The sequence below is a fragment of the Stenotrophomonas sp. SMYL41 genome (genome assembly GCF_036319965.1).
In the GTDB taxonomy this organism is placed as follows: domain Bacteria; phylum Pseudomonadota; class Gammaproteobacteria; order Xanthomonadales; family Xanthomonadaceae; genus Stenotrophomonas; species Stenotrophomonas maltophilia_R.
This window is the reverse complement of sequence record NZ_JAWIRX010000015.1, coordinates 16,255-34,284: the sequence shown is the minus strand read 5'-3', so window position 1 is coordinate 34,284 and position 18,030 is coordinate 16,255. Positions and strand designations below refer to the sequence as shown.

General features: G+C 67.2%; 19 protein-coding genes. 8 read left to right on the top strand and 11 right to left on the bottom strand.

Annotated elements, in window-relative coordinates; translation table 11 throughout:
- Positions 1-9: 9 nt before the first annotated feature.
- The 7 genes from V3B30_RS16525 to V3B30_RS16495 all read right to left on the bottom strand — a co-directional run bounded on the left by V3B30_RS16525 (position 10) and on the right by V3B30_RS16495 (position 4,433).
- On the bottom strand, positions 10-459 hold the full coding sequence (locus tag V3B30_RS16525; RefSeq protein WP_262083922.1) for a hypothetical protein: 450 nt from the start codon (positions 457-459) through the stop codon (positions 10-12).
- Entirely contained in the window at positions 410-658 is a 249-nt protein-coding gene (locus V3B30_RS16520) for a succinate dehydrogenase assembly factor 2 (protein WP_005409080.1), read from the bottom strand. Before V3B30_RS16520 ends, V3B30_RS16525 begins: the two co-directional genes overlap by 50 nt.
- 98 nt (positions 659-756) lie before the next feature.
- Entirely contained in the window at positions 757-1,542 is a 786-nt protein-coding gene (locus V3B30_RS16515) for a succinate dehydrogenase iron-sulfur subunit (RefSeq protein WP_005409079.1), read from the bottom strand.
- A 66-nt stretch (positions 1,543-1,608) separates the two neighbouring features.
- Complete coding sequence (gene sdhA / locus V3B30_RS16510) at positions 1,609-3,399, bottom strand: succinate dehydrogenase flavoprotein subunit (protein ID WP_087922237.1); 1,791 nt, start codon at positions 3,397-3,399, stop codon at positions 1,609-1,611.
- A 31-nt stretch (positions 3,400-3,430) separates the two neighbouring features.
- A complete protein-coding gene (gene sdhD, locus V3B30_RS16505; RefSeq protein WP_005409077.1) occupies positions 3,431-3,817 on the bottom strand; it encodes a succinate dehydrogenase, hydrophobic membrane anchor protein in 387 nt (128 codons plus the stop codon).
- Positions 3,814-4,206 carry a succinate dehydrogenase, cytochrome b556 subunit gene (gene sdhC / locus V3B30_RS16500; RefSeq protein WP_024958620.1) on the bottom strand — a complete coding sequence of 131 codons (393 nt, stop codon included), beginning with the start codon at positions 4,204-4,206 and terminating at the stop codon, positions 3,814-3,816. Before sdhC ends, sdhD begins: the two co-directional genes overlap by 4 nt.
- 56 nt (positions 4,207-4,262) lie before the next feature.
- On the bottom strand, positions 4,263-4,433 hold the full coding sequence (locus tag V3B30_RS16495) for a DUF1674 domain-containing protein (protein WP_262083923.1): 171 nt from the start codon (positions 4,431-4,433) through the stop codon (positions 4,263-4,265).
- A 39-nt stretch (positions 4,434-4,472) separates the two neighbouring features.
- Between V3B30_RS16495 and V3B30_RS16490 the strand changes: the two genes are divergently transcribed.
- Entirely contained in the window at positions 4,473-5,348 is an 876-nt protein-coding gene (locus tag V3B30_RS16490) for a folate-binding protein YgfZ (RefSeq protein ID WP_100471962.1), read from the top strand.
- A 119-nt stretch (positions 5,349-5,467) separates the two neighbouring features.
- Here the strand turns inward: V3B30_RS16490 and ugpC are convergent, their stop codons facing one another.
- A complete protein-coding gene (gene ugpC / locus V3B30_RS16485; RefSeq protein ID WP_100471961.1) occupies positions 5,468-6,550 on the bottom strand; it encodes a sn-glycerol-3-phosphate ABC transporter ATP-binding protein UgpC in 1,083 nt (360 codons plus the stop codon).
- A 352-nt stretch (positions 6,551-6,902) separates the two neighbouring features.
- Between ugpC and zwf the strand changes: the two genes are divergently transcribed.
- From zwf to V3B30_RS16460, 5 genes are all read left to right on the top strand, one after another.
- The gene (gene zwf, locus V3B30_RS16480) at positions 6,903-8,339 is read left to right on the top strand and encodes a glucose-6-phosphate dehydrogenase (RefSeq protein ID WP_049423530.1); all 1,437 of its coding nucleotides are present in this window, start codon (positions 6,903-6,905) and stop codon (positions 8,337-8,339) included.
- Positions 8,336-9,343, top strand: coding sequence for a glucokinase (glk, locus tag V3B30_RS16475; RefSeq protein WP_100471960.1), 1,008 nt, complete (start codon positions 8,336-8,338; stop codon positions 9,341-9,343). The genes zwf and glk overlap by 4 nt, the downstream gene beginning before the upstream one ends.
- Positions 9,340-10,065, top strand: a complete 726-nt coding sequence (gene pgl, locus V3B30_RS16470; RefSeq protein WP_100471959.1) for a 6-phosphogluconolactonase — start codon at positions 9,340-9,342, stop codon at positions 10,063-10,065. Before glk ends, pgl begins: the two co-directional genes overlap by 4 nt.
- Positions 10,066-10,123: 58 nt before the next feature.
- Complete coding sequence (edd, locus tag V3B30_RS16465) at positions 10,124-12,040, top strand: phosphogluconate dehydratase (protein ID WP_262083924.1); 1,917 nt, start codon at positions 10,124-10,126, stop codon at positions 12,038-12,040.
- A gap of 234 nt (positions 12,041-12,274) precedes the next feature.
- Entirely contained in the window at positions 12,275-12,934 is a 660-nt protein-coding gene (locus tag V3B30_RS16460) for a bifunctional 4-hydroxy-2-oxoglutarate aldolase/2-dehydro-3-deoxy-phosphogluconate aldolase (RefSeq protein ID WP_100471957.1), read from the top strand.
- Positions 12,935-13,258: 324 nt separating this feature from the next.
- Here the strand turns inward: V3B30_RS16460 and V3B30_RS16455 are convergent, their stop codons facing one another.
- The 3 genes from V3B30_RS16455 to ispG all read right to left on the bottom strand — a co-directional run bounded on the left by V3B30_RS16455 (position 13,259) and on the right by ispG (position 16,103).
- Positions 13,259-13,906 (bottom strand): response regulator, encoded by a 648-nt coding sequence (locus V3B30_RS16455; RefSeq protein ID WP_005416124.1) that lies wholly within the window; start codon positions 13,904-13,906, stop codon positions 13,259-13,261.
- A gap of 201 nt (positions 13,907-14,107) precedes the next feature.
- Entirely contained in the window at positions 14,108-14,857 is a 750-nt protein-coding gene (locus V3B30_RS16450; RefSeq protein WP_262083925.1) for a phosphatase PAP2 family protein, read from the bottom strand.
- Complete coding sequence (gene ispG, locus V3B30_RS16445; protein ID WP_087922229.1) at positions 14,838-16,103, bottom strand: flavodoxin-dependent (E)-4-hydroxy-3-methylbut-2-enyl-diphosphate synthase; 1,266 nt, start codon at positions 16,101-16,103, stop codon at positions 14,838-14,840. Before ispG ends, V3B30_RS16450 begins: the two co-directional genes overlap by 20 nt.
- Before the next feature lie 114 nt (positions 16,104-16,217).
- Here ispG and V3B30_RS16440 point away from each other — a divergent pair, with 114 nt between their 5' ends.
- Both V3B30_RS16440 and V3B30_RS16435 read left to right on the top strand, forming a co-directional pair.
- The gene (locus tag V3B30_RS16440) at positions 16,218-17,444 is read left to right on the top strand and encodes an ATP-binding protein (RefSeq protein ID WP_100471955.1); all 1,227 of its coding nucleotides are present in this window, start codon (positions 16,218-16,220) and stop codon (positions 17,442-17,444) included.
- Entirely contained in the window at positions 17,441-18,010 is a 570-nt protein-coding gene (locus tag V3B30_RS16435; protein WP_100471954.1) for a response regulator transcription factor, read from the top strand. Before V3B30_RS16440 ends, V3B30_RS16435 begins: the two co-directional genes overlap by 4 nt.
- Positions 18,011-18,030: the final 20 nt, after the last annotated feature.

The window sequence follows — 18,030 nt, the reverse complement described above, 5'->3', positions numbered from 1 at the left end:
CAATTCAGCTTATGGTGCCATCGTACGGGGCCGACGGGAAACGGCGCGTGCGGCCACGGCCAGTCGCAGTTCACGTCGCTGCCCCGAATCCAGCACATCGGGCCAGAACAGCAGGCGTTGGCGGCGCCGACCCTGATGCCAGTGCAACAGCAGCCACGGCCCGCGCACCACCAGCCGGGGTGCCTCGACATCCTGCCCGGCCACCCGCAGCGGCTCGGGAAGCGGAGGCAGGAGCACCGGCACGCGCGGCCTGCGTTGGCGCCAGGCCAGTTCGGCCAGGCCTACGCACCAGGCCAGTACCACCGCGGGGACCAGCAGCCTTGGCGGCAGGTCAGAGGCGCGCAGCAGCCAGGGCGCGGCCAGCAGCACCGCCAGCTGGGCGGCGGCCTGCAGCCGCGAGGGGCGCCACTCAAGGCTTGAGCGCGAGGATCTTCTGCATGAGGGGGATCGCGTGCGCATGCGGGCAGGCCTCATAGCCCATGAACCAGCGCCACAACTTATCGTCCTCGCAGTCGAGCAGGAACAGGAAAACCTCGCGTTCTTCGGTCGGCGCAGTGCTCCACTCGTGGTCCAGGTAACGGCCGAACAGCTGGTCCAGCTCGCGCATGCCGCGGCGGCAGCGCCAGCGCAGCTTCTTCAGCAGAACGTCTTCTTCCATCGTGCTTCTCCAGATACAGCAAAGCCACGCATGGCGTGGCTCTACTGGGATGGCACAGCCACGCATGGCGTGGCTCCACCAGGTACAGCCAGGCCCGATCAGGCGCGGCGTTCCATCATCAGCTTCTTGATCTCGGCGATCGCCAGCGCCGGGTTCAGGCCCTTCGGGCAGGTCCGGGCGCAGTTCATGATGGTGTGGCAGCGGTACAGCTTGAACGGATCCTCCAGATCGTCCAGGCGCGCACCGGTGTCCTCATCGCGCGAGTCGATGATCCAGCGGTAGGCCTGCAGCAGGATCGCCGGGCCCAGGTAACGCTCGCCGTTCCACCAGTAGCTCGGGCAGCTGGTCGAGCAGCAGGCGCACAGGATGCACTCGTACAGGCCGTCCAGCTTCTTGCGGTCTTCCGGCGACTGCAGGCGCTCACGGTCCGGCGGTGCCGGGGTCTGGGTGCGGATCCACGGCTTGATCGAGGCGTACTGCGCGTAGAAGTGGGTCAGGTCCGGAACCAGATCCTTGACCACGTTCATGTGCGGCAGCGGGTAGATCGGCACTTCCTTCTTGCCGCAGTCCGAGATGGCTCGGGTGCAGGCCAGCGTGTTGGTGCCGTCGATGTTCATCGCGCACGAACCACAGATACCTTCGCGGCACGAGCGGCGGAAGGTCAGGGTCGGGTCGATCTCGTTCTTGATCTTGATCAGGGCGTCCAAGACCATCGGGCCACAGGCGTCCAGATCGACTTCATAGGTATCGGTGCGCGGGTTGCTGTCGTCGTCCGGACTCCAGCGGTAGATCTTGAAGGTGCGCACGTTCTTGCCGCCGTTCTTGACGGGGAAGTGCTTGCCCTTCGTGATCTTGGAATTCTTGGGGAGTGAAAACTCGGCCATGGCTGCTCTCGTTGGCTCAGGCGGCCCGCGCCCGTGGGCGCGGATTGCATGGTAGGCGGGGTCGGATCAGTACACGCGCGGCTTCGGCGGCACCACGGACACGTCGTCGGTCAACGTGTACATGTGCACCGGACGGTAGTCGAAGCTGCACTTGCCCTTCTCGTCGACGCTGACCAGGGTGTGCTTCTGCCAGTTGACGTCGTCGCGGTCCGGGAAGTCCTCGTGCGCATGCGCGCCGCGGCTTTCCTTGCGCTGTTCGGCCGAGTTGATCGTCGCCACCGCGTTGAGCAGCAGGTTGTTCAGCTCGTAGGTCTCGATCAGGTCCGAGTTCCAGACCAGCGAACGGTCGGAGACCTTCACGTCCTGGAACGAGTCGAAGATCTTGTCCATCTTCTCGCAGCCTTCCTTCAGCGTCTGGCTGGTGCGGAAGACCGCCGCGTCGGCCTGCATGGTGCGCTGCATGCGATCGCGGATGACCGAGGTCGGGGTATCGCCGTTGGCGTGGCGCAGCTTGTCCAGCAGGCCCAGCGCCTTGTCGCAGGCGTCGGCCGGCAGCGGCTTGTGCGATGCGCCCGGCTTGATGGTCTCGGCGCAGCGGTTGGCCACCGCACGACCGAACACCACCAGGTCCAGCAGCGAGTTCGAACCCAGGCGGTTGGCGCCGTGCACGGATACGCAGGCGGCTTCGCCGATGGCGTACAGGCCCGGCACGACCGCATTGTCGTTGTCGCCGACCTTCTGCACCACTTCACCGTGATAGTTGGTCGGGATGCCGCCCATGTTGTAGTGCACGGTCGGGATGACCGGGATCGGCTGCTTGTGCACGTCGACGCCAGCGAAGATGCGGGCGCTCTCGGCGATGCCCGGCAGCTTCTCGTCGATCACGCCCGGGCCGAGGTGGGTCAGGTCGAGCAGGATGTGATCCTTGTGCTCGCCGACGCCGCGGCCTTCGCGGATCTCGATGGTCATCGAACGGCTGACCACGTCGCGCGAGGCCAGGTCCTTGTAGTGCGGTGCGTAGCGCTCCATGAAGCGCTCGCCGCTGCTGTTGCGCAGGATGCCGCCTTCACCGCGGACACCCTCGGTGATCAGGCAGCCGGCGCCGTAGATGCCGGTCGGGTGGAACTGCACGAACTCCATGTCCTGCATGGCGATGCCGGCACGCATGGCCAGGCCGCCACCGTCGCCGGTGCAGGTGTGCGCCGAGGTGGCGCTGAAGTAGGCACGGCCGTAACCGCCGGTGGCCAGCACCACGCCCTGGGCGCGGAACAGGTGCAGCGTGCCGTCGGACATGTCCAGGGCCAGCACACCGCGGCAGGCGCCTTCTTCATCGAAGATCAGGTCGAGTGCGAAGTACTCGATCATGAAGCGCGCATCGTGCTTCAGCGACTGCTGGTACAGGGTGTGCAGCATGGCGTGGCCGGTACGGTCGGCCGCCGCGCAGGTACGCTGCGCCGCCGGGCCTTCGCCGTACTTGGTGGTCATGCCACCGAACGGACGCTGGTAGATCTTGCCTTCGGCGGTGCGCGAGAACGGCACGCCGTAGTGCTCGAGCTCGATGATGGCCGGGATGGCCTCACGGCACATGTATTCGATGGCGTCCTGGTCACCCAGCCAGTCCGAACCCTTGATGGTGTCGAAGAAGTGGTAGCGCCAGTCGTCCTCACCCATGTTGGCGAGTGCGGCCGAGATGCCGCCCTGGGCGGCAACGGTGTGCGAACGGGTCGGGAAGACCTTGGTCAGGCACACGGTCTGCAGGCCCTTGGCGGCCAGGCCGAACGTGGCGCGCAGGCCGGCGCCGCCGGCGCCGACCACGACCATGTCGTACTTGTGTTCGGTGATCTTGTAAGCGGACATCTAATCTGGATTCCTGTGTTGGTGCCTGGGCTCAGGCAACGCCGAGGGCGATGCGGCCCACCGCAAACACACTGACGATCATGCCGAGCACGGCGACGAACTTCACCGCGGTCTGCAGCACCAGGGCCAGCAGCGATTCGTGGATGTAGTCTTCCAGCACGACCTGCATGCCGAGCTGCGCGTGCCAGAACATGGCGATCAGCAGGCCGATCAGCGGCACCGCATTCCACGGCTTGGCCACGGCAGCGGCGGCAGTCGCGTAATCCGAGCCAAGCAGGCCCAGCACGAAGACCAGGAACCAGATGCCCAGCACCACCAGGGCGGCGGCGGTCAGGCGCTGGTGCACGAAGTGCTCGGTGCCGGTCTTGGCCGAACCGAGGCCGCGCACGTTCTTCAACGGGGTACGGAACTTGCTCACGCGGCACCTCCGAACATCACATAGGCCCACACCAGCAGGGTGATCACCAGGCTGCCGATGACCGAAAGCCAGCTGCTGCGGATGAAGGCGGGGATGCTGAAGCCGATGGCGAAGTCCTGCACCACGTGGCGGATGCCATTGCACAGGTGATAGGCGAACGACCATGTCCACGCGAACAGGAACACGCGGCCATACCAGGCCCCGGCATGGCCGGTGAAGCAGTTCCAGGACTCGGGCCCCATCATCAGGGCCAGCAGGCCGGCAGCGATGATGAGGGCACCAACAGACAGAAAGACGCCAGTGGCTCGATGCAGGATCGAGGTGGCCATCTGAATCTGCCAGCGATACACCTGAAGGTGCGGGGAAAGTGGGCGTTGTCTGGTCGCCATTCGCTGGGCTCGTTGTCTCGGCTGGGCGGCACGTGGCCGCGTTGGCTCAATGCTGATCAGAAATCGATGCAGCGTCCGTTTTTCTCCCAATCGCCATACCGCACCGGATCGAGTCCGCCGCGGCCGCCGAATTCCTCTGCTTTTTCCTGTTCCACGGGCACGGGTGCCGCAAGGACCAGCGGGGCTTCAGATTCGTCGTCGGGAGTGGGGGTTGTTTGGCCTATCATGTTCGGTCTCGCAACGCACAAATTTTAGACCTCGTTCACGTGCCTGACAACCTGCCCCCTGCTTTCGTCGGATATCCGCGCCTGTCCGGCCACCAGCTGCTGAGCCTGCAAGGCCCGGATGCGGCCGTCTTCGCCCACGCCCAGTTCAGCAGCGATGTCACCGCCCTGCCCCCGCAGCACTGGCAATGGAGTGCCTGGCTGAGCGCCAAGGGCCGCACCCTGGCGGTGTTCCAGCTGCTTCGGCTGGCGCAAGACCATGTGATGCTGGTGCTGGCCGACGGCGACGCCGATGCAATTGCGTCGCAACTGCAGCGCTTCGTGTTCCGCCGCAAGGTGAAGGTACTGCTGCGCAACGACCTGGCCGTGGCCGGCGCGTTCACCGCACCCGAGGCCGCCAGCGGCGCCGCGATTGCGCAGACCTCAGGTGACGGTTGGGAGCTGGACCTGGGCAGCGATGCCCTGCCGCGCACCCTGTGCATTGGTGCTGCCGACGCCTTCGCCGGCAGCAGCGAAGCCGATGAGGCCACCTTCGCCCTGGCCTGGCGCCAGGCCGACCTGCGCTACGGCCTGCCGCGACTGGAAGAAAGCCAGCGCGAAGTGTGGACCCCGCAGCAGCTGGGCCTGGACCGCCTGAACGGCTACAGCGTGAAGAAGGGCTGCTATCCCGGCCAGGAAATCGTCGCCCGCACCCACTTCCTCGGGAAAGCCAAGCGTGCGGTGCAGCTGCTGCATACCGCCACACCGGCACAGGCCGGCGACGGCGTCCAGCAGGACGGCGCGGCGCTGGGCACGATCGCCTGCGTGGCCGGTGACCTGGCACTGGCGGTGCTGCCGCTGGAAGCCAGCGATGCTGATCTGCAGGTGGATGATGCGGTGGCGCAGCGCATGCCGCTGCTGGATGGCCTGGCGCGCTGAATCTGTCGGGTTCTCATCCACGCATGGCGTGGATCTAACTGAACCCGGTGGGGCGGACCGTTGGTCCGCACGCCTCCGGCGAAGAAGTGATAGTGCCGGCCGCTGGCCGGCACTACCCGTTACAGGCGCACGCCGCTCTCGGCGTTGAAGAAATGCAGGCCCTGCGGCTGGATCGCCACGCGGATGTCCTGGCCCACCGCGGGCAGCGCCTGCGGCGCCACGCGCATGGTCAGCGCGTGCTGGCCACTGCTCAGGTTGACGAAGATCTCGTTGCCGACCGGCTCGATGCCTTCGATGCGTGCGACGAACGCGTGCGCGTCATCGGCGCCCGCCGGCTGCAGGTGTTCCGGGCGCACACCCACCGCGATCGGCTTCTGCAGCCACGCCGGATCGATCTTGGCCTGGCCCAGCGGTGCACGCCACTCGCCGTCGACCACGGTCACGCCACCAGCATCGCCCTGCAGCGTGCCGCGCAGCACGTTCATCGCCGGGCTGCCGAGGAAGCCGGCCACGAACAGGTTGGCCGGGCGGTCGTACAGCGCCATCGGCGTATCGATCTGCTGGATGACGCCATCCTTCAGCACCACGATGCGCTGGCCCAGGGTCATCGCTTCGACCTGGTCGTGCGTCACGTAGATCATGGTGGTGCCGAGCTTGCGGTGCAGCTGCGCGATCTCGGTGCGCACGCTGTGGCGCAGCTTGGCGTCGAGGTTGGACAGCGGCTCGTCGAGCAGGAACACCGCCGGCTCGCGCACCAGTGCGCGGCCCAGCGCAACACGCTGGCGCTGGCCGCCGGACATCGCCTTGGGCAGCTTGTCCATCATCTCGGTCAGGCCCAGCGTCTGCGCCGCCTCAGCGATGCGCCTGTCGATGGTCGCCTTGTCATGACCACGCAGCTTCAACCCGAAGGCCAGGTTCTCGGCCACGGTCATGTGCGGGTACAGCGCGTAGCTCTGGAACACCATCGCGATGTCGCGATCCTTCGGCGCCACGTCGTTGACCACGCGATCACCGATGGTCAGCGTGCCGCCGCTGATCTCCTCCAGGCCAGCCACCATCCGCAGCAGGGTCGACTTGCCACAGCCGGATGGACCGACCAGCACCATCAGTTCGCCATCGGCGACTTCGAAGCTGGCGTCCTTCACCGCGACCTGGCCGTTGTCATAGACCTTGCGCACACCCTGCAACTGCACTTTTGCCATATCACCTATCCGGTCCGCCCGAAGCCGGGCTGTCTTTTGGGACTGCCTCGGCCCTCCCGATGGCAGTGATGATTGCGCGCCTGCCGCATGACGGCGAGCACTGCAATCGAATACAGTTGCCCATTCTGCCATGTAAACGTTTTCACGTGGCACTATCCGATGATCGGTGCGCACCGATCTGCGTCGGCGGTTGAACGAAGGTTCCGCCGAGGCAGTGGTTTCGAATGGAACCGTCTTCCGGCACCCCGGAAAACGCCCCTGACGAACCTCGGACAGGCAGTTGCGCGGATGTCCCCCGAACCCAGCCATGAAGCGATTGACAACGATGTCACCCGGATCTGAAACTCGAGCGATGCACGACACCCTTTTCCTGTTCGGTGCCACAGGTGATCTGGCCCAGCGCTACCTGTTCCCTTCGCTGCTTCGCCTGCTTGGCGACGGCCTGCTGCCGGAGGATTTCCGCATCCGCGCGCTGGCCCTGTCCGGGCATGACACCGAAGCCTTCCATGACATCCTGCGGCCGCGACTGCAACAGGCCATGCCGATGGCCACGCAGGAAGACATCGGCGCCCTGCTGCGCCGCATCGACTACCGTTCGGTGGACCTGCGCGACGTCGACTCGGTGGCCGCCGCGGTCGCCGACCTGGTGCACCGCAAGTGCGTCAGCTACCTGGCCATTCCGCCGGGCCTGTACATCTCCACCTGCGAAGGCCTGGCCAAGGGCGGCGCCCTCGCCGCACCGGCACGCCTGATGCTGGAAAAGCCGATCGGCAGCGACAGCGAGAGCGCCGAGGAAATCATCAGCACCATCGGCCAGTGGATCGACGAGGACCGCGTGTTCCGCCTCGACCATTATCTGGGCAAGGCAGCGGTGCAGAACCTGATCGCGCTGCGCTTCGGCAACACGCTGCTGGAAGCGGTGTGGAACCGCAACTACATCGAATCGGTGCACATCCTGGTGGCCGAAAGCGAAGGCGTGGATGGCCGCGATGCCTATTACGCCCGCTCCGGCGCGCTGCGCGACATGGTGCAGAGCCACATCCTCCAGCTGCTGTGCATGGTGGCGATGGAACCGCCGGCCTCGCTGGAAGCCGATCGCATCCGCGACGAGAAGGTCAAGGTGCTGCGCGCCCTGCGCCCGCTCGATGCCAAGCACGCCGCGCGTGACAGCATCCGTGGCCGCTACACCGCTGGCACCATCAATGGCCAGCCCGCGCAGGCCTACCAGCCGCCGGAAGGCAGCGACGTGGAAACCTTCGCCGGTGTCACCGCGCACATCGACAACTGGCGCTGGAGCGGCGTGCCGTTCCACCTGGTCACCGGCAAGCGCCTGCCCGAACGCACCACCCGCGTGGTGGTCACGCTGAAGCCGGTCACCCACTGGCTGTTCGAGCGCCCGCAGCGCGCGCAGGCCGCACCGAACCGCCTGGTGTTCCAGCTGCAGCCGCAGGAGAACATCGAACTGGGCCTGATGAGCAGCCTGGCCGGCCCGGAATGGGGCGCGCTGGAACTGCACCCGCTGGAACTGGAACTGTCGGTGCCGACCGGCCTGCACCGCCGCATCGCCTACGAACGCCTGTTCCTGGATGCCTTCAACGGCAACCACACGCTGTTCGTGCGCGACGATGAAGTGCGTGCCGCCTGGGCGTGGATCGACAGCGTCGCCGACGCCTGGAAGGACGCCAAGCTGCCGCTGGAGCCCTACCCCGCTGGCCAGTGGGGTCCGGCCAACGCGGGCGAGTTCCTGCCGCAGGGCGTGGATGCGCCGGACAGCGGAGCGTCGGCATGAGTGCCAGCTCGCAGCCGGTGCTGGTCGCCGACATCGGTGGCACCAACGCTCGCTTCGCCCTGGCGGACACCTCCCAGGACGCGCCACTGCAGAAGGACAGCATCCGTGAGTACGCGGTGGCGGAGTTCCCGTCGCTGGGTGATGCCGCGCGCCACCATCTGGAACAGATCGGCGCCACGGCCAGCCGCGGCGTGTTCGCAGTGGCCGGTCGCGTGGATGGTGACGAAGCACGCATCACCAACCATCCGTGGGTGATCTCGCGCAGCCGCACCGCCGCCATGCTCGGTTTCGACGAACTGCACCTGATCAACGACTTCGCCGCACAGGCGATGGCCATTTCACTGCTGCAGCCCGAGGACGTGGTCCAGGTCGGTGGTGCCGCCTGGGTCCCGGGCAAGCCGGGCCAGCCGCGCAACTACGCGGTGATCGGCCCCGGTACCGGCCTGGGTGTCGGTGGCCTGATCCTGCGTCACGGCCGCTGCTATCCGCTGGAAACAGAGGGCGGCCATGTCAGCTTCCCGCCGGGGACCCCGGAGGAGATCCGCATCCTGGAGATCCTGTCCGAGCAGTTCGGTCGCGTTTCCAACGAGCGCCTGATCTGCGGCCCCGGCCTGGTCAACATCCATCGTGCGGTATGCGAAATGGCCGGTATCGACCCGGGCCAGCTGCAGCCGGTGGACGTGACGGCCCGAGCACTGCATGGCGACCCGCAGGCAATGCGCACCGTCGACGTGTTCTGCGCTGTGTTCGGCGCCATCGCCGGTGACCTGGTGCTGACCCAGGGCGCCTGGGACGGCGTGTTCCTGACCGGCGGACTGACCCCGAAGATGCTCGATTCGCTGCAGCACTCCGGTTTCCGCCAGCGCTTCGAACATAAGGGCCGCTTCTCTTCGATCATGGCGCGCGTGCCATCGTTGGCGGTGATGCATCCCCACGCTGGATTGCTGGGCGCCGCCGCCTATGCCGCCGACGCCGAACGTGACGCACCAGGAGTTGCCGCATGAGCCCCACCACTTTCCACGACGACCGCATCGAGTTCATCCAGCACGGCGATGCCGATGGCTGGATCGAGGCGGTGGCCGCCGAGATGGCGCAGACCCTCAACCACGACATCAACGAAGTGGGCCGCGCCCGCATCCTGTTGTCTGGCGGCACCACGCCGGCACCGGTCTACCAGGCGCTGGCCGAACTGGACGTGCACTGGGACCGCGTGGAAGTGAGCCTGGCCGATGAGCGCTGGCTGTCGCCGCAGGATCGCGACAGCAACGCCTGGCTGGTGCGCGAACACCTGCTCAAGCGCGCCGAAGGTGCGCATTTCGATCCGCTGGTGCGCATCGGCAAGCCACTGCCCGAGTGCGTGTACACCGCCAACCTGCAGGCCCAGCACAGCCAGCCGCCGAGCCTGGTGGCACTGGGCATGGGCAACGACGGCCACACCGCCTCGCTGTTCCCGGGCTCGAAGGACCTGGCCCGTGCACTGGAAAGCACCCTGCCCTACGCGGCGCTGGATGCCACCGGCTGCCCAGGCGCGAACCAGTGGCCGCTGCGCATCACCCTGACCCCGCACGGCCTGCGCCAGTGCCGCCAGCGCCTGCTGCTGCTGCGCGGCAAGCAGAAGCTGCAGGTGCTGCGCCAGGCGCTGGACAGCAACGATGCCCAGCAGTACCCGATCCTCAATGCGATCAACCTGGACGGCGCGCGCCTGCGCGTCCACTGGGCTGATTGATGTCGGCGGCGGCGCCGTGCCGCCGCTTGCCTCTCGCCACCTCGAACGCCGGTAGCCAATGAGCCTCCATCCGCAACTGCAAGCCATCACTGAGCGCGTCATCCGCCGCAGCGCCGCTTCGCGCGCCGCTTACCTGGCCGCGATCGACGCCTCCCTGCGTGAGGGCCCGTTCCGCAGCCGCCTGAGCTGCGGCAACCTCGCCCACGGATTCGCCGCCTGCGGCGGCACCGACAAGAGCCGCCTGCGCGGCGGCGTGACGCCGAATCTCGGCATCATCACCGCCTACAACGACATGTTGTCGGCGCACCAGCCGTTCGAGACCTATCCCGAGCAGATCCGCGAGATCGCCCGCGAGCTGGGCGCCACCGCACAGGTGGCCGGCGGCGTGCCGGCGATGTGCGACGGCGTCACCCAGGGCCGTGGCGGCATGGAACTGTCGCTGTTCTCGCGCGATGTGATTGCACAGGCCACCGCGATCGGGCTCAGCCACGACATGTTCGACACCACCGTCTACCTCGGCGTGTGCGACAAGATCGTGCCGGGCCTGCTGATCGGTGCGCTGGCCTTCGGCCATCTGCCGGCGGTGTTCGTGCCGGCCGGTCCGATGACCCCGGGTATTCCGAACAAGCAGAAGGCCGAAGTGCGCGAGCGCTACGCTGCCGGCGAAGCCACCCGCGAGGAACTGCTGGAAGCGGAGTCCGCGTCGTACCACGGCGCCGGCACCTGCACCTTCTACGGAACCGCCAATTCCAACCAGGTACTGCTGGAAGCAATGGGCGTACAGCTGCCGGGCGCATCGTTCGTTAATCCGGGTACGCCGCTGCGCGATGCCCTCACCCGCGAAGCCACCGAGCGAGCGCTCGACATCACCGCACTCGGCGACGACTTCCGCCCGTTGGGCCGGATCATCGACGAGCGCGCGATCATCAACGCGGTCATCGCGCTGATGGCTACCGGCGGTTCGACCAACCACACCATCCACTGGATCGCGGTGGCGCGTGCGGCCGGCATCGTGCTGACCTGGGACGACTTCGACGAACTGTCGCAGCTGGTTCCGCTGCTGGCCCGCGTCTATCCGAACGGCGACGCCGACGTGAATCGTTTCGCGGCCGCCGGCGGCCCGGCCTTCGTGTTCGGCGAGCTGATCAGGGCCGGCCTGATGCACGGCGATCTGGTCAGCGTGGCGCGCGGCGGCATGGCCGACTATGCACGCGAACCGCAGCTGCGCGATGGTCAGCTGGTCTACCTGCCCGGCCTGGAACGCAGCGCCGATGACGAAGTGGTGCGTGGCGTCGACAACCCGTTCGAGCACCAGGGCGGCCTGCGCCTGCTGCGCGGCAACCTGGGCAAGTCGCTGATCAAGCTGTCAGCGGTGAAGCCGCAGTACCGCACGATCGAAGCACCGGCGGTGGTCGTCGATGCGCCGCAGGTGCTGAACAAGCTGCACGCCGGTGGGCTGCTGCCCGAGCATTTCGTCGCGGTGGTGCGTTACCAGGGCCCGCGCGCGAACGGCATGCCGGAACTGCATTCGCTGGCGCCGCTGCTGGGCCTGCTGCAGAACCAGGGCCGGCGCGTGGCGCTGGTCACCGACGGTCGCCTGTCCGGTGCTTCGGGCAAGATTCCGGCAGCGATCCATGTGACGCCGGAAGCGGCGCGCGGCGGTCCGCTGGCCAAGGTCCGCGAGGGTGACATGATCCGCCTTGATGGCGAGGCCGGTACGCTGCAAGTGCTGGTGGACGCGGCCGAATGGGCCGCACGCCCGCTGGCGCCGAACACCGCGCCTGCCGCGCATGACCTGGGCCGCAACCTGTTCGCGATCAACCGTCGCGTGGTTGGCCCGGCCGACCAGGGTGCGATTTCGATTTCGTGCGGGCCTGCGGCGGCCGATGGCGGGCCGTGGGAGTACGACGCGGAGTATGAGCTGGGGCACGATGCCGCTGCGGCGGCGGCGCCGCATGAGGCGAAGGACGCCTGAGGGTTGAAGAGCGTTGCGGGCTTGTTGCGGCGGTGAGTCTGCTGGCGGCGGAGGGCAGGCCGTCGCCAGGACACGCCGTAAATGCATCCCTGTAGGCTCGGTCGCGCCATCCATGGCGCGAACGGTCCTGACGACGGCCTGCCCTCCGCCGTATCACACTCTCCGGCGCATCAACGCCGCGAAGTGATCACTGAAAAGCACAACAAGAGCGAAAGCAAAGGCAGAAGCAGAGCTATGGGTATCGAACAACATCAGGTGAAGGCGGCGGAGCTGTTGCGTGCGGCGGGCATCCTGCCGGTGGTGACGATTCATACGCTGGACCAGGCGCGTGCGGTCAGTGCGGCGCTGCTGGAAGGTGGCCTGCCGGCCATCGAGCTGACGCTGCGTACGCCGGTGGCGATGGAAGCGCTGTCGATGCTCAAGCGCGAGCTGCCGGATGTGGTGGTGGGCGCGGGCACGGTGCTGACCGTGGAGCAGATGCAGCAGTCCATCGATGCGGGTGCGGACTTCCTGGTGACTCCGGGTACGCCGCCGGCGCTGGCCGATGCGCTGGCCGCCGCACCGCTGCCGGTGGTGCCGGGCGCGGCCACGCCGACCGAGCTGCTGTCGCTGTATGCGCGCGGCTTCCGCGTCTGCAAGCTGTTCCCGGCCACGGCCGTGGGTGGCCTGGCGATGATCAAGGGACTGGCCGGCCCGATCGCCGACCTCAAGCTGTGCCCGACCGGCGGCATCACCGAAAACACCGCGGCCGAGTACCTCGAGCAGAAGAACGTGGTCTGCATCGGCGGTTCGTGGATGGTGCCGGGCAACTGGATCGCCAACGGCGAATGGGACAAGGTGCGCGCCAGCGCCGCCGACGCCGCCAAGATCATCAAGCGCGTGCGCGGCCACTGAGCCGATGCAGGTGTAGAGCCGAGCCCATGCTCGGCTCCGCGACACGGGGTCAGAGCCCTTTCCCGCAGGGAAAGGGATCCGATCCCAGGCTAAGAGCGCGCACAGCGCGCGACCCCCTCCTGCTCTTCCTTCTTCATTCCGCGGTGGACGCACGGAACCTGTCCGTGGCCCTGCGGAGGGATTGCACAGGGGCGTAAGCGCCATGGATGGCGCGCCCGAGCCTCCAGGGATGGATTCACGGCGTCCCCTGCGCAATCCCTCCGCAGGGCCAACCCCACGAATCCTGCCGCACACCGTGAGGGGCTCAGCCGTTGGCCGAAACCCTTACAGCGGCCGCGCCGGATCCACCAGCCCGTACTGGCTGGCCATGCGTGCCAGCGCGATGTTGTCGTGGATCCCCATCTTCTCGAACAGCCGCGCCTTGTGCGTGTTCACCGTCTTCGCGCTCAGGCTCAGGCGCCGGGCGATGTCCTCCTGGCGCAGGCCCTGGGTCAGCAGCAACGCCACTTCCAGCTCGCGCGGCGACAGGCTGTCGAACGGCGAACCGTTGCCTTCCACGGTCGACAAGGCCAGGTTCTGCGCGATGCTGGTGCCCAGGTAGCGCCGGCCCATGGCCACGTCGCGCACCGCGCGCAGCAACTCCTGTGCATCACAGCCCTTGCCGATGTAGCCGGCAGCCCCCGCTTCCAGCAACCGCTTCGGCAGCGGCCCGTCTTCCAGCACCGACACGATCACCACACGGGTGTTGCGGTGACTGCGGACGATGCGCTCGGTCACTTCCATGCCGCTCACGCCGGGCAGGTGCAGGTCGCACAGCACCACGTCCGGCAGCAGCTGGCGGACGTCGCGCAGCGCATCTTCGCCGGTCTCGGCTTCGCCCACCACCTCGATGTCGGTCTCCCCCGACAGGATCATCTTCATCCCCGTGCGGACCAGTGCGTGGTCATCCACCAGGTAGACTCGAATCGTCATTCACGTACCTCTTCGAATGCGGCCATTGCAGGTCAAGCTAGGCAGGGCGCCGGTACCCCTGCAAGCGCGTTCGAGATGCGACGCAGGCATTCTGCCTTGCGCATCACAGTACCGCGCGTTGTGCTTGCCCCCTGTCTTGCAGAACCTGCTGCAACGAAACAACTGAACTATTACGTAGACGCCCCGGAGGGGTCATCCACGTCAATCCCCCTGTGATGATGCTTCGCTGGCCGTCGCTGGCGGCGAATCATGACGTCGCCAAGGATGCCGGCGACTGAACATGACCAGATAGCACCCTACCACCCAAACCAGCGCGGCACACCATCCGGCCAGGATGTCGGAGGGATAATGCACGCCCAGATAGACCCGTGAGACGCTGACCAGCAGGCTGAACGAGGGCGCCAGCAGCAGCACCGGCCAGCGCCAGCGGGTGTTCCAGGCCAGCAGGACCAGGGTCACGGCCAGGGTCATCGAACCCATCGCGTGGCCGCTGGGAAAGCTGAACGTCGATTCCGGCGCGATCGACTCCCACAGGTTGGGGCGCTGGCGCTGGAAGAACTGCTTGCTGCCCATGTTCAGCAACGCCGAGCCGACGAAGCTGACCGCCACGAACGTGGCCTCGCGCCAACGCCGGTAGCCCAGCAGCACGCCAATGATCAGCACATCGGCCGGAATCAGGAACCATTCGTAGCCCAGTTTGGAAATGAGCACGAAGAAGCGGTCCAACAGGGGCGAATGCAGGCCATGCATCTGCCACAGCAGCGGCGCATCGAAATGGAACGATTCAAACTCGTGCACCTCGTCGGCCAGGGCGACGAAACCGGCCAACGGCAGCAGCACGCCACCGAACAGCAGCACCAGGCGCCAGGCATTGAGGGCCATCCAGTGGCGGAAACCGGAAGCGGACTCCGGCGCAGCGAGGATCGCGGGCTTATCCGGCGCTTCGGACATATTTGTGTTCGACGTAATCGTCGATCAGGGCGACGAACTCCTGGGCGATGTTCTCGCCACGCAGGGTCACCTTCTTCTCGCCATCGACGAACACGGGCGCAGCCGGGGTTTCGCCGGTGCCCGGCAACGAAATACCGATGTTGGCGTGCCGCGACTCACCCGGCCCGTTGACGATGCAGCCCATCACCGCCAGGGTCATGTTTTCCGCACCCGGGTGGTGGATCTTCCACAGCGGCATCTTCTCGCGCACGTGGTTCTGCACCACCTTGGCCAGTTCCTGGAAGAACTCGGAGGTAGTGCGGCCGCACCCCGGACAGGCCGTGACCAGCGGCGTGAAGGCGCGCTGGCCGGTGGTCTGCAGCAGTTCCTGGGCGACGATCACTTCCTGCGTGCGCGACTGGCCCGGTTCCGGGGTCAGCGAGATGCGGATGGTGTCACCGATGCCTTCCTGCAGCAGCACGCTCAGTGCTGCCGACGAGGCAACGATGCCCTTGCTGCCGATACCGGCCTCGGTCAGGCCCAGGTGCAGGGCAAAGTCGGAACGCTGGGCCAGGTCACGGTACACCGCGATCAGCTCCTGCACGCCACTGACCTTGGCCGACAGCACGATACGATCACGCGGCAGGCCGAGCTCCACCGCCTGCTCGGCCGAATCCAGCGCCGAGCGGATCAGCGCCTCGCGCAGCACGCGACCGGCATCCCAGGGCTGCTCACGCAGGTTGTTCTCGTCCATCAGCTTCGCTGCCAGGGCCTGGTCCAGTGAACCCCAGTTGGCACCGATGCGCACCGGCTTGTTGTAGCGGATCGCGAACTCGATCAACTGGGCGAACTGCAGGTCCTTCTTCTTGCCGAAACCGACGTTGCCCGGGTTGATGCGGTACTTGGCCAGCGCCTCGGCACACGCCGGTTCGGCGGTCAGCAGCTGGTGGCCGTTGTAATGGAAGTCGCCGATCAGCGGCACGTCGATGCCCATCATCGCCAGCTTGTCGACGATGCGCGGGATCGCTGCAGCGGCTTCCACGGTGTTGACGGTCAAGCGCACCATTTCCGAACCGGCCCGCCACAGCTCGGCCACCTGCTTCACGCTGGAGGCCACGTCGGACGTGTCGGTGTTGGTCATCGACTGCACCACCACCGGCTTGCCTCCGCCTACGGTGACCCCGCCGATCTGCACGGCATGGGTCTGGCGGCGGGGCCAGGAGGTGGCATCGGAGGGAGGAGTCGGGCGGGTGACGGCGTCGTGCATGGGCGCATTCTACCGCCCGCCCCCGCATTCCGGGTGACTCGCATTCAGCCGGCGGCACGGCTGCGGCCGATTGTCGCAGGCACACCCGCCCGTGAACGCATACGATGAGCGTGAATGACCGGTCCCGACGCCCCGTTTCTCCGTACCCTGTGCAGCCTGCGGTGGCTTGCCGTAGGCGGCCAGGCCGCCACCATCCTGGTTGCCACCTGGGTGCTGGGCCTGCCGTTGCCGCAGCTGCCGCTATGGGCCGGCGTGGCCGTGCTGGCCCTGTTCAACATCTATACCCAGTTGCGTCCGGAAGCGGCCGACACCGCGCCGCTGACCGCGTTCGGCCACATCCTGGTGGACGTGATCATCCTGACCTGGATGGTCGGATGGAGCGGCGGCATGGCCAACCCGTTCAGCTCGCTGTTCCTGATCCTGATCGCGCTGGCCGCGTTCGCCCTGCCCCTGCGCTGGGCGCTGGCGGTCGCGCTGGCCTGCCTGCTCGGCTACGCCGCCAGCGGCATCTTCGGGCAGCCACTGCCGGACGGCTATTTCCGCGCGCGGGACCTCAACCGCTGGGGCGTGGTCGCCAACTTCCTGATTTCCGCCGCGGTGGTACTGGCCTTCTCCACCCGGCTGGCGCTTGCCCTGCGCGAGCGCGAACTGGAACTGTCGGCACTACGCGAGCGCTTCGCCCGCAACGAGGGCATCGTCGCGCTGGCTACCCATGCCGCCTCGGTGGCGCATGAACTGAACACACCGCTGGCGACCATGACCCTGCTAGCCGACGATGTGGCCGAGCGCAGCGAAGAGCCGGAGGTGCGCGAGGACATGGAAACCCTGCGCGAGCTGCTGGTGCAGTGCCGCGAGCGTGTGCTGGCGCTGGCCGCACCGGCCTCGGCCGACGCCCCGGGGCGCAGCCACTCCAGCGCCCAGCAGGTACTGGAGCAATGGCGATTGGTGCGGCCGACCATCGACCTGCATCGCAACGACGATGCACCGTTGCGGCTGCCACTGGACCCGGGCGTGGGCCATCTGCTGATGGTCCTGCTCAACAATGCCGCCGATGCCGGCGAACAGGCCGGCCGGCCGCGCGTGGACCTGGACCTGCGCATCGAAGGCGACGACCTGATCGGCGAAGTCCGCGACTACGGCCACGGCTTCGACGCCCGTGCCGCGGTGCTGCCGGGCAGGCTGTTCGGCAGCAGCAAGAGCGAGGGCATGGGCGTCGGCCTGGCCCTGTCCCATGCCACCATCGAACGCCTCGACGGCGAGATGTGGATGCGCCCGGCCCAAGGGGCCGGCAGCCGCGTCGGCTTCCGCCTGCCGCTGGCCCCACGCGAGGACACCCCATGAGCCTTCACCACTCCACCCTGGGCCTGCTGGTCGACGACGACGAGCTGTACCTGCGCACCCTGCAACGCAGCCTGGCTCGCAAGGGGCTTGAAACGCAGACCGCACAGGATGCCGCCAGCGCACTGGCACTGGCCCGGCAGCATCCGCCGGCCTTCGCGCTGATCGACCTGAAACTGGGCAGCGATTCCGGCCTGGCCCTGATCCAGCCGTTGCGCGCGCTGCGCGCGGACATGCGCATCCTGCTGGTGACCGGATACGCCAGCATCGCCACCGCTGTGGAGGCGATCAAGCTCGGGGCCGACGACTACCTGCCCAAGCCGGCCACCGTGCCGATGATCCTGCGCGCACTGGGCGAAGAGGATGACGGCCCGGCAGACGATAGTGAAATGGAAGTACCCGATGCGATGACGCCGATCAGCCGCCTGCAGTGGGAACACATCCAGCAGGCGATGCACGAGACCGGCGGCAATGTCTCGGCGGCGGCGCGCCTGCTCGGCATGCACCGACGTTCGCTGCAACGCAAGCTGGCCAAGCGGCCGAGCCCGGAGCGCGACCCGAGCAGGTGACGCGGCAGTGCCGGCCGCTG